This window comes from Tardiphaga sp. P9-11, from assembly GCF_008329525.1.
Taxonomy (GTDB): Bacteria; Pseudomonadota; Alphaproteobacteria; order Rhizobiales; family Xanthobacteraceae; genus Tardiphaga.
The window spans coordinates 1-13,545 of the sequence record NZ_NPKQ01000010.1 but is presented as its reverse complement, the minus strand read 5'-3'; the positions used below and the strand labels follow the sequence as shown (position 1 = coordinate 13,545).

1 protein-coding gene is annotated in these 13,545 nt (G+C 62.1%); it reads right to left on the bottom strand.

Annotation, left to right across the window (positions count from 1 at the left end):
* Positions 1–90 precede the first annotated feature (90 nt).
* Positions 91–13,527 carry a T1SS-143 repeat domain-containing protein gene (locus tag CIW50_RS24215; RefSeq protein ID WP_207105018.1) on the bottom strand — a complete coding sequence of 4,479 codons (13,437 nt, stop codon included), beginning with the start codon at positions 13,525–13,527 and terminating at the stop codon, positions 91–93.
* Positions 13,528–13,545 lie beyond the last annotated feature (18 nt).

Here is a 13,545-nt window from a genome sequence, read left to right as displayed (position 1 = left end):
CATTCCTTCATCTATAACGCTCATCAAAATAAAATCGCCGGAGGTTATCCTCCGGCGATTTTATTTGTGCCTTCAAGGCTATCGCAACAATCAGGCTGCGTTCGTCAACTGACGGGCCTGGCTTTCGAGCTGGACCAGCACGTGATTGCTTACATCGCTGCTGACGTGGAAGTCAGCGGTCGAATACTGTCCAGCGAAAGCGATGTTGGCCGTATGCGTGCCATCCGTCACCGTCAGGACACCACCGGTGCCCTGTGCGTTTTCGGTGTAGTTCGCCGACGCCGTATTGCCCAGAATGTCCGTCAGATCGATGGTGTCGTTGCCATCGAAGCCCGAGAGCATGCCGTGGAAATCGGCGGAGCGGTCGATCACCAGCGTACCTTCGGCCGAGCCGTCGAAAGTGATCTGCTCGCTGAAGAAACCGCCAAGTTCGAGGCTCGCATGGCCCGACAGCAGCGCCGAACCGTTGCCGGTGACATTGCCTTCGAGATCGATATTGCCGCCATTCGCCCACAACACACCGTCATTGACGACGTCGCTATGGACATCGAGGCCGCCGGTACCAGTCGCTTCCAGCGTGCCGGCGTTGATCACCGCATTGTCACCGGTGTCGATGACCAGCGCGTTGCTGCCGTCGGCAACGATCGTCCCCTCGTTGATCAGCGTCAGCTGATCGTCGCCAAGCTGGCCGGCGCCGGAGATGGTGCCGGTGTTGTCGAGCGCTCCGCTGAATGTCGTCAGCGAACCGGCAGCAAGCACCATGTCGCCGCTATTGTGCGTGACCTCCCCGAGCGTCGTATCGAGATTAACCTCGACAAAGGAGCCTTGCGACCCATCAGCATAGGTGAAGGTGCCCTTCGACGCCACGGACTGGCCGTCGATGGTCCCCGTATTCGCCGTGGGATCGAGATTGATGCCGGCGATGCCGAGGCTGGTCAGCGACACCAGCTCACCGGCATCGGTGACACCGTTGTGGTTGGCGTCGACCCAGACCGAGAGCTTCGAGAAGGCAGCATCGCCAGCGTCGATCTTGCCGTCATGGTTGCTATCGAGCGAGGCCAGCGCCGCGATACCGCTGGCGAAGTGCGCGCCGTTGAAGTTCGTCGTGAAGATCTCGGAGCCGTTGTTGATCTTGCCGTCGCCATTCAGGTCATAGGCCAGAATGCCGTCCGTCGAGGTCCAGGCCACCTGATCTTTCGCGCCGTCCGCATTGATGTCGAAGGAGACACCGTTCTGGACCGCAACGAAGGAGAAGCCTTTGTGATCGAGATCGAGCACGATCGGATCCGTGGCACTGCTATAGGCCGAGAAGCTTGCAGCCGTGAGGCCGCTCACCTGCGCCAGCGTCACACCCTGCAGCACCGCCACCAGGGTACGTCCGGTCGCGTTGCCCCAATCAGCATCGAACCAGATTTCGGCCCGGCCCTGCGTGCTGTTGTAGATGACGACATAGTCGCTCTGAGCCTGGTTCATGGTTAGGCTGTTGATCTGGGCATCGGTCACCGCGGTCTGGAAGAGGATGACGCGGTTATCGATATCGCCCACCGCAGCCGAATTCGCCACGCTCAGGAAGTCGGACGCGCTCAACGCATTTCCACCGGTCGTGTTGGCGAAATTGACGCTTCCGTTATTGCCATCGCCGTTATCGAGCAACGCAATCTTGTCCGTTCCGACCGTGAAGTCCTTGATCGTATCGGTGCCGGAGGTCGTGCTGAGCTTGAACGTATCCGCACCGGCGCCGCCATAGAGCGTGTCGTTGCCGGCACCGCCATTGAGCGTGTCGTTGCCAGTTCCGCCGACGAGGACGTCGTCACCCCCATAACCGTTCATCACGGTGCCGCCATTGGATGCGGTCTGCGTGGTCGAGACGGTGATCGTCTGGTCGGTAGCTGCAACCGGAGCGGTGACCGAAGAACCGGCCGTCTCGTCCGTCATGCTTCCGTGATAGACGCGGCCGCTTGCCGAGGTCAGCGACGCTCCCGAGATCGAGAAGGTGTTGCTCGAACTGTTGTAGCTAGCGGTGTAGCCAGCCGCAGTGATGCTGGTCAGCAGGTTAGTTGCCGCCTTATCGAAGGTATTGTTGGAGCTATTGTTCCCCTGGATGGAATAGGTCGTGCCGTTGATGACAATGGCGAGCGACTCGCTTGTGTTCCAGGTTGGGTTATTGCTGAAGTCGATCGTCGCCGACCCTGGCTTGCCGACATCCGCTGAGTTGTCGACAGCAGCAGCCACAGTGAAGGCATTGCTGGCGCCTGCAGTGCTGGTCAGCGTCACAGCGTTGCTGGTCAGATCGCTCGCCCAGTTGACGCCCTTGGCCGAGAGGCTGTTCGCCAGCGTCACACCGCCCACACTCACCGCCTTGAGCGCGTCATAGACCAGCTCGGCAGTCTGGCCGCCGGGAGCGACCGTGTAGTTGTATGTGACCCCGTCGAGGGTGATCGAGACCTTGTCACCCTGATCATAGCTAGATGCGAAGGTGATCTTCGATACCTGCGCCACGGGCGTATCGACCGCGACGAGAATATTGGCCGAGTCATTGCCTTCCAGGGCACCGACCGCATCCTGCGTCACTGTCACGTTGCCGGTGCCGGTCTTCGACCCATCGGAAACCGTATAGTTGAAGCTGCTACCGCTGCTAACACCGGAGATCGATCCGCCGCCGAGCGTGCCTGCGCTGCTCGCCGTGATGGAGAGCGTATCACCGTCCACATCCGTGTCATTCGCCAGCAGCGCCCAGGTCGGGATAGCGACGCTGGAGCCGTTGGTGATGATCGCATCGGCGCCGGCAACCGGTGCGTCATTGACACCATGAACCGTGATCGTCACCGTCGCTGTCGATGTACCGCCATAGCTGTCGGTGATCGTGTAGCTGAAGGTGTCTGTCCCGGTTTCACCCGCGCCGAGCTTCTGCAACTCGGTGGATGCCGAGGCATCGTAGGTAATCTGACCATTGACCAGGGTGACGGTGGCTCCCTTGGTGCTGTGGCCAGTGCCATCGCCAACCGAAGTCACCGTAATGCCGGTGCCGGTGTCGTTGGTCGTGAGCAGGCTGGCCGAGAAGGTCTTGCTCCCATCCTCGGTCAGAACGCTGGCGCCGTCATACTCGACAACGTAACCCTTGACCCCGTTGCTGGTGGTCCCGCTGAAATCGACCCATGTACCGGAGTTGGTATCATTCCGAGAATAGCTGGACTGGACGATGGCATAGTCTTCGTTGCCCGAATTGTTCGGCTCGCCAATTTGCCAATTCGTGTAAGTAACGGTAGTGCCGGCTTCAGAACCGGTCAGCCATTTCCAGGTGCCTTCAGTTTCCTTATCCGAGGCGCCCATCCACATGTAATTTGCGGTGGGCAGCCAGAGGTTAAACTGCGTGTTCCAGACCCAGTTAATGCCGTTAATGAAGGCATTCTCGTCCGCCGAGGTGATCGTCGCGAGATAACCGCCAGCCGCCGTAGCCGCCGTGTTGGCATTATCCCAAGAGATATTCGACGTGCCATTGATGATTTTGTACCAGTGGCCGTTGCCGCCTGAGGCGACCGTCCACTGCGTCCAGCCAGTTCCGATCGGCGCCGTGGAGCCCCAGTTCGAGTCGGTCAACGCGTCAGCGTTCGCCTGAACGGTCGCGACGACCGTTGCAGAGGTGGCGCTGATAGAGCCGTTTGTCCCTTCCGAGAAGCCCTGACCGTCGGTGTAGGTCGCCTTCACTGTGATCGCGTGGCCGACGTCGTTCCCCGTGAGCGTATATGTCGCCGCCGCACCGGTCTGGATCGCGACGTTCGAGCCATCGCGGTACCAGGTATAGGTCACCCCGCCCGAGCCATTGCCGCCGTCCGGATCGTTGGTAATGCTCGCCGTCAGGACATCGCCGACCTTCGGCGCGGTCGCGGTCTGGGTCGTATCGGTGATCGAGATGGAGGCCGGACCGTCATTCACCGGCGTTACGGTGAAGGTGAAGGCCTGATTGACCGGCGTCGAGTTATCCTCGTTGCCGTCCTCAACCTTGATCTGGAAGCTTGCCGAACCGGTCTCGCTACCATCGTGCTTGAACGAGACCTGACCGGCCGCCAGTTGCGTGCCGGCAAACGTCGTCGCGCTCACGCCGTTGACGAGGAGCGTACCGTGGACGAGCGACGATGCGGTGAACGTCTCGCCGGACGCAACGCCGTCCGGATCCGAGAAGCCGAGATCCGCGGCGAGGATCGTGTAGGTGCCGCCCTCGGCCACGGTCGCGGCATGATCACCGGTCAGCACCGGTGCATCGTTGGTGCCGGTAACCGTTACCGTCACCGTCTGGGTTGCCGTTGCGCCGTGTTCATCCGTTACCGCCGCGGTGAAGACCTCTGCGACGTTCTGCCCAGCAGCAAGAGCTTGGATTCCCGGCAGGCTGTTATTCAGCGTGTAGGTCCACTTGCCCGTCGCATCGATCGCGATCGTACCATAGGTCGGCGTACCTGAAATCGTCCAACTCTGCGTCGCATCATTGTCGATGTCGGTAGCGGTCAACTGGCCGCTGACGGCATTGACCGGGGCGTCTTCCACCACCGTTCCCTTGGCATCGCTTGCGACAGACGTAATAACCGGCGCATCGTTGGTACCAATGATGGTGAGATAGCCCGTGGCCGCCGATAGCGCGCCATGACCGTCGTCGATCACATATGTGAAGCTGTCGGTCATGGTTTGCCCGACGGCAAGCTGCTGCAGAATTTTTATATAGATCGAGTTCTGATCCGCCGGATCGTAGGTGGACGGATCATAGGTGATCACGCCCGTTGCTGGGTCCAGCGTGAGCTTGGCACCGGCGCCGGACGTGTCACTGACATAGGTCACCTTGAGCGTGTCACCCTCGGCATCCGTATCATTTGCAAGCAGCAGGCTGGTCGAGAACGTCGTGATGACATTCTGAGCCACGCCCGCGCCAAAGAGGTTGTCGTCATTTGCAACAGGCGCATCATTGGCGCCGTTGATCGTGACCGTCACAACCTGCGGCGTGCCATCCACCGTTTGTACGGTGAAGGTATCGGTGAGATGCTGACCGACTTGCAGCGCATTCACCGTCGTATTCGCGTCGTTGACGGTGTAGGTCCAGTGCCCGGTCGCATCGATCGTGTACTTGCCATAGCCACTGCTCGTCGCAGTAGCCGTAGCGATGGCAGCCCAGGCATCCGCGGCGTTATCGACATCCGCCGAGTTGAGATCGCCCGTTGCCGGAGATCCAGCGGATGTGCCAGCCTCAATGGCCGTACCAGAGGTCACCCCCGTGATGACCGCGGCGTCGTTCACCGGAGTGACGTTGATGTGGATTGTATCGGTATCGGTCAGGGCACCGCCTGCCCCGGAATTTCCGAGATCTGACGTCGTCATGGTCAGATCGGCCCCACCATTGTGGTTGAGTGCATCCTGGTAGACGACGCCATTGTGGCTCGCCAGCACCGCATTGATCGCGGCCTGGCTGCCCGTGAGGATGACCGAGCCGGTGCCGTTGCCGGCGACAGTGACATCCAGACTGCCCAGCACGGTGACTGCGCCGCTGGTGACGGACAACGTCACCTGGATCGGCGAGCTACCGGCATCGACGTCGTTGACCGACAGGCCGGTGATGGCGAGCGGGGTATCCTCGGCGACCGTGAGCGGGCCGGCCGGCAAGGTGTTGACCGGAGCGTCGTTGACGCCGTCCACGGTGAATGTGAACGTGCCGGGCACCGGTGTCGAGCCGTCCTGATTGCCGTCCTCGACATAGACCTGGAAGGTCGTCGGTGAACCGTCCGAACCGTCGTGGGTGAAGGTAATCAACCCGGCGGCGAGTTCGGCGGCCGTGAACGACGTCGCCGGAGCGCCGCCATTCGCGATGGTGCCGTGCTGAACGCCCGAGACATGGAAGACAACTTCGGAGGATGTGTTGTCCGGATCGGTGTACCCGAGTTCGGCGGCCGTGAGCGTATGGACGCCGCCCTCGGTCACTGTTGCCGCGAGCGGACCTGCCAGCGACGGCGCATCGTTCATGGGCAGCACATGCACCGTTGCCGTGTGCGTGATGCTGTTATCCAGACCGTCATTAACGACCACGGTCACAGTGCGGTCGCCCGCGCTCGGGGCATCGCCGGTGTACTGATAGACGACGCCGCGCATGATGGTCTGGTAGACCGCGTTGGATGCATCGCCGGTCACGGTGAGAACGCCGGTGGTCGCGTCATAGCCATAGGTCAGGCCAGCCGTCGTCAGAGCGTTCGTCGCGCTCGTATTGAACGACAGACCCTCGACACCGAGCCCATCCGGCTGCGTTGTCAACGTCACCTTCATCGAATGCATCGTCGTGGAATCAACGTCGGTGAGGGTCGCTTCGTTCAGGATCCACTGCGGCATCTGCTCGACCGCGGTGCCGATGACATCGTTACCCGCTGTCGCAGCGCCGTTCAGATCGACCACCGGCGCGTCGTTGGTGCCATGCAGTTTGATCTCGACCACATGAGTATCCGTGCCGCCGTGGCCGTCGGAAACCTGGATCGTATAGCTGAGGACGGATTCCCAGCCATTGGGCAGGAAATCGAAGGCCTGGCCCTGCGAATTGAAGGCCCATGCAAGATCGCCGGTGCCGCTGCCAGCCGGCGTCACATCACCGGTTGCAACCGTCATGAAAGCCAGCAATTGCGCATTGGTGAAGTGCGATTCAATTCCAGAGCCCGATGCGGTCACCGACAACACGTTCGCGGTGACCGTGTCGGAGAGATCGACGTCCGTCACGCTCAGTGTGCCGTTGGCAGTCAGGCCGGTATTGGTTTCGGTCAAGAACACATAGTCGCTGTCGCCCCCGTCGATCGAGATCACCGGCTTATCGTTGCTGCCGACCAGCGTGACAGTAATGTCGCGATAGGCCGACGTACCATGCCCGTCGCTGACGAGGACGCGGAAGACTTCCTGGACGGTTTCGCCGGCGCCTAGGAAATTCAGCTGCGCGTCGGTGACGTGATACTGCCAATTGACGAAGCCTACGCCGTCATTGACGGTCTCCTCACCGATCGTGGCCGTGATAAACCCGATAGCTCCCGCCGGTGGCGTCACGGTGACCGTATGAGTGTCACCCTGATCATCGTAAATGTAGAAGCCGCCGCCGTTATAACCTGCATTCCCCGCAGGATCGTCGAAATATGTACGATCGGTCGTCGATCCGGCACGCGGATCGGTTGCGGCATATTCCGTCATCGTCCCGGTGTCAGGGAAGCCAGGCGAGGTCCCTACAGCGTCGTTGCTGCCGTGGATCGTGAATTGATAGATTCCGGACTTGGTGTCGCCATCACCGTCCGTGACCGTGAACGGCACCGACAGCGTGGCGATTTCGCCATCGCTCAATCCGTTGAAGCCCCAGCCCGGGTCGACCGTCAGCTTGCCGGTGACCGGGTCATAGGACAGCGTCGGCATGCCGAGCGTCGTTCCTGTCGGGGTCGACATGGTGGCGTGCGCAGTGTCGAACGCGACCGCGCCCGGGCCATCCGCGCCAAAGTGAAAATCGACCCCGTTGACCAACGTCACGACGGAAGCGCCGTCCTCACCGATATCGGCGTGGAACACGGGCAGCGAGTCTGGTGACGCCTGAACGAGGCTGACATTCGCCAGATAGGTGCCGGTATTGTCGCCTGCGCTGCCGATCTCCTTGAACGAAACGGTATTCGCCCCGGCGATCGCGGTCAGGTCGAGCGCCTGGACCGTCATCGTCCCGGTCGGCTGGTAGGTGTGGACCAACACGCCGTTCCAGTAGACCTCGAGTCCTGCGGATGACGGATTGGACGCGCCGATCTCGAAGCTCAACGTGTAGTACTGGCCGACTGGCAAGCCGTTGATGGTCTGCGAGATTGCGATGTCACCTGGAGATGCGGCGAGATCGACCATCGGATGGCCGTTCGACGTCACAACGCCCAGGTAACCGCTCTCAATACGCTCCAGCTGAACGCCGGTCTGACCGGGCTGCGTGCCGGAGATCTTCCAGCCGGTGCTGTCGGTGGCCCACTGCCCCCAAGATTCGGTATGCGCGAAAGTGCCACCCGCGAAATCGCCATTAGTGAGCAGGTTCACCGGCGTTGCCGTTCCGGCAATCGTCGGCACATCGTCGACGATTACAACCGAGATCGGCACATTCAGCGAGTCACCGTCGGCGTCCGTGGCGACCACGGTGAAGCCGAGCGTGAGCGGATCGCTTCCAGGCGCGTGATCGAGCGGACCGAACAGCGCCACGGTGTAATACGGGTTGCCCGGTTCGTAGAGTGTGATGCTGAACACCGCCGACTGGGACGGGTCATCGACACGATAGGCAACAAGTCGCTCATTATCGCTTCCGGGCGATACCGGCTCGACGCGATAAGCCAGCAGAGCGCCGTCCGAGTGCAGCACGGGTCCGATGATCGCGCCATTACCGTCCTTGGCGAAATTCAGATGCTTGGCCGCACCCTTGTCGGCTCCCCAGCTGACATTGAGGAAGCCCGTATGCGCATCGACCAGCGGCAAGCCGACCTCACTGACCGTCACGGCTTCCGCGGGAGCCATCGCAACCGGGACATCGTCGACAATCTGGACCGTGATCGGCACGTTCAGTGAGTCGCCGTCGGCATCGGTCGCGGTAACTGTGAAACCAAGCGTCAGCGGATCGCTTCCCGGAGCATGATCGAGCGGGCCGAACAGCGCGACCGTGTAATACGGGTTGCCCGGTTCGTAGAGCGTGATGCTGAACACAGCTGATTGGGTCGGGTCACCAACCCGATAGGCAATCAGGCGCTCGTTATCGCTGCCAGCCGATTCCGGCTCGACGCGATAGGCCAGTAGGACACCATTTGAATGAAGTACGGGCCCGACGACGACGCCATTGCCATCCTTGGCAAAGTTCAGATGCTTGGCATCGCCCTTGTCTGCGCCCCAGCTGACATTGAGGAACCCCGTATGTGCATCGACCTGAGGCAAGCCAACTTCGCTAACCGTGACCGTCTCGGCTGGCGCAGTGGCTACCGGCGTATCGTCATCCACCGTTACGCTGAATGTGCCCGACACCGTATCGCCGTCAAAATCGCGCGCCGTATAAGCGAAGCTCAGGCTGATATCATCCTCGCTGCCGCCAACGGGATGATCGATCGGCTTCAACAACGTGAACTTGTAGCTGCCATTGGCTTCGTCGGAGAGCGAGGCCTTGAAGACCCAGTTCGACGTGTTGCCGGCAATGAACGTACCGGTATAGCCGACCACCGTCGTGCCATTCTCGAGCACCTGATAGTGCACGACCTGGCCTTGGGACATTAGTGCGATGGCCGTCGCGCCCGCGGTTGCGATCACAGCCGGCTGAAGTCCGCCGGTGACGGAATCCGAGTCTGTAAAGTAAACAGCGCGTCCGGTAAGGGCCGCCACATTGTCGGAAACGTTGTTCGTAGCGCCGGCGCCGTCCTGCACGCCGCCAGCGTCAGACGTGTCGCTGCTGTCGGCCCCCCAATGAATACCGAGGGTGCCCGTGGCAATCGCAGTCCCTGGCGCATCGCCCTGCCCGCCGACATTGCCGCCGTTGAGTGCGTCCTCATCGACTATCGACGCTGTGGTGTGCAACTGGACATTCGCCAGGAAGGTGCCGCCGTTGTCGGCAACGCCGACTTCACGAAATTCGAGCGTGTTCGATCCTGTGACCGCGGTGAACGTGAAGCTGAATTGCTGGAAGCCGCTGGCGCTCGGGTTGACGGTGCCAACCAGCACGCCGTTCCACCAGACCTGTGCCGTGGCATCGAAGCCGAGCGGCTTGGCGGCGTCGAAGCTCAGCGTATAACTTTCACCCGCCGTCAGATTGGTCAGCGTCTGCGCGATCGTGACATCGCCAGGAGATGCGTCGAGATCGACGACACGGCCGCCGTTGACCGGATCGGCCACGTACCATCCCGACGGGTTCCGCTCGAGGCCAACGCCGCTGATGGCCCAGCCCAGGATCGAGCCGGTCGCAGTCTCGCCGCCCCAGCCCGGTTGCGGCGGACCAAAGCCCGTATTGTCAAGGAACTGACCATTCGTGATCAGATTCGCACCCAGCGTAGAGCTCGCAATCGTCGGTGCGTCATCGCGGATGTCGATCTGCAAGATGCCTTGATTGAATGCATCCGTCTTGTCGCCGTCGCCGTCGGTAACCTGGAAATCGAACACCATGGTCAGGGCGTCGGCTGCCCCGCTCTGGTCGATATCTGGATGATCAATCGGGCCACTCAGCGTGTAGGTATAGGCACCCGTCGTTTGGTTCACCACCAAGGTGAATACCGTCTGGCCACCTGCAGTACCGGTCAGTGTGATCGACCCCTGGCCGCCGAACGCTGCTCCGTCTGTCACCGAGCCAATCACCACGGCAACGCCGTGTGAGGTCAGAGCCGGGAAGCTCTGCGGATCGCCGGCACCTTCGGCCTGCTCCATGATCGCGGAGCCGAAACGATAGACGACGCTGGTGATCTGGCCGCCATCCGCGCCCGCGCTGAATGCCAGTGTGCCGGTGCTGACGGACGGGATGAAGGCGCCCGCCACATCGGTGCTCTCGGTGACGGGCTGGGCTCCCAACCATGATGCCGTCGGCGTATCGTCATTGACGTTGACCGACAGCGAGCCGGCTGCCGTGTCGCCGTCACCGTCGGTGACGATGAAGTTGACCTTGATCGTCGCGTTCTCTTCCGCCGTGCCGGACGTCGCCTGAACCACCGGCGCGGAGGCCGTATAGGTGTAGGAGCCGTCGGCACCGATCACCAGCGTCGCCGCCGTCGCATAATGCGCGCTCGTCGCCGTGAACGTCGTCGTGCCGTCCGTCCCCTGGACGCCAGCACCCCACGTCACGCTCTCCGTCAGCGCAAAGCCGTTCGCGTCCTTGTAGACGACCTGGAACGAACCGCCCGAGATCGACACCGACTTGACGCCATCCGCGCCCGCGCTGAACAGCGCGCCCGCATCGCCATGCGCGACATTGTTATCTGCAACGTCGCCCGTGCCGCCGGCATTACCCGCAAACACCGTCTGCTTCTCGTCGTCCAGCACCGTGCTGGCGGTGACGACCTTGGCCGTCGGGACGTCGTCGTTGACATTGACCGAGAGCGAACCAACGGCGGCATCGCCGTCGCCGTCCTTGGCCGTATAGGTGAAGGTCAGGGTCTTGGTGTCTTCGATACCCGAGAGCTGCAGATCCTGGGCGATCGGCTCCGACAGCGTGAAGCTGTAGGAACCGTCGGCCTTGATCACCAGCACGCCGACCGTATTGCCCGACGCATGGCCGGTTGCGGTGAAGGTGGTGACACCGTCCGCGCTGCGGACGCCATTGCTCCAATCGACGCTTTCGACCTTGGCAAAACCGTCGGCCTTGTAGATTGCATTGAAGCCCGGCAGGCCCACCGACAGGGAGCCAAGGCCGTCGGCCCCCATATTGAACAGCGCACCGGCACCACCGGAGACCACGCCGACATTCGGCGATACGTCGCCGATGCCGCCGTTGTTGACCGGGCTGAACAGAGTCTGGGCCTCGTCATCCATGACCTGCGAGGCAAATACGATCGAAGCCACCGGAACCGGGGTGTCGTCATTGACGTCGACCCGAAGGGTTGCCGTCGCCTGGTCGCCGTCGCCGTCCGTCACCGTCACGCCGAACGACAGCGTCTTGTTCTCCTCGATCCCGGCAAGCTGGGTACCCTGCACGACCGGCGCGAACAGCGTCAGTGTGTATGAGCCGTCGACGCCGACCACCAGCGTCGCCGCGCCGGTCGCTCCCGCATAATGCGCGCTCGTCGCCGTGAACGTCGTGTGGCCGCTGCCGTCGGTGACGCCTGCCCCCCACGTCACGCTCTCCTGCTGCGCGAAGCCCTGCGCATCCTTGTAGATGACATTGAAAGCCGGTCCGGCAAGCGCCACCGACTTGATGCCGTCGGCACCTGCGGTGAACAGCGAACCTGCTGCGCCGGTGACAGAATTATAGTTCGGGGACACGTCGCCCAGGTTCAGGAAGCCCGTACCCGGATTGGTCGGCGTGAACACCGTCTGCGCTTCATCGTCGAGCACACGCGATGCCGTCACGCTGTGCGCCGTCGGCGTATCGTCATTGACGTTGACCGACAGCGAGCCGGCTGCCGTGTCGCCGTCACCGTCGGTGACGATGAAGTTGACCTTGATCGTCGCGTTCTCTTCCGCCGTGCCGGACGTCGCCTGAACCACCGGCGCGGAGGCCGTATAGGTGTAGGAGCCGTCGGCACCGATCACCAGCGTCGCCGCCGTCGCATAATGCGCGCTCGTCGCCGTGAACGTCGTCGTGCCGTCCGTCCCCTGGACGCCAGCACCCCACGTCACGCTCTCCGTCAGCGCAAAGCCGTTCGCGTCCTTGTAGACGACCTGGAACGAACCGCCCGAGATCGACACCGACTTGACGCCATCCGCGCCCGCGCTGAACAGCGCGCCCGCATCGCCATGCGCGACATTGTTATCTGCAACGTCGCCCGTGCCGCCGGCATTACCCGCAAACACCGTCTGCTTCTCGTCGTCCAGCACCGTGCTGGCGGTGACGACCTTGGCCGTCGGGACGTCGTCGTTGACATTGACCGAGAGCGAACCAACGGCGGCATCGCCGTCGCCGTCCTTGGCCGTATAGGTGAAGGTCAGGGTCTTGGTGTCTTCGATACCCGAGAGCTGCAGATCCTGGGCGATCGGCTCCGACAGCGTGAAGCTGTAGGAACCGTCGGCCTTGATCACCAGCACGCCGACCGTATTGCCCGACGCATGGCCGGTTGCGGTGAAGGTGGTGACACCGTCCGCGCTGCGGACGCCATTGCTCCAATCGACGCTTTCGACCTTGGCAAAACCGTCGGCCTTGTAGATTGCATTGAAGCCCGGCAGGCCCACCGACAGGGAGCCAAGGCCGTCGGCCCCCATATTGAACAGCGCACCGGCACCACCGGAGACCACGCCGACATTCGGCGATACGTCGCCGATGCCGCCGTTGTTGACCGGGCTGAACAGAGTCTGGGCCTCGTCATCCATGACCTGCGAGGCAAATACGATCGAAGCCACCGGAACCGGGGTGTCGTCATTGACGTCGACCCGAAGGGTTGCCGTCGCCTGGTCGCCGTCGCCGTCCGTCACCGTCACGCCGAACGACAGCGTCTTGTTCTCCTCGATCCCGGCAAGCTGGGTACCCTGCACGACCGGCGCGAACAGCGTCAGTGTGTATGAGCCGTCGACGCCGACCACCAGCGTCGCCGCGCCGGTCGCTCCCGCATAATGCGCGCTCGTCGCCGTGAACGTCGTGTGGCCGCTGCCGTCGGTGACGCCTGCCCCCCACGTCACGCTCTCCTGCTGCGCGAAGCCCTGCGCATCCTTGTAGATGACATTGAAAGCCGGTCCGGCAAGCGCCACCGACTTGATGCCGTCGGCACCTGCGGTGAACAGCGAACCTGCTGCGCCGGTGACAGAATTATAGTTCGGGGACACGTCGCCCAGGTTCAGGAAGCCCGTACCCGGATTGGTCGGCGTGAACACCGTCTGCGCTTCATCGTCGAGCACACGCGATGCCGTCACGCT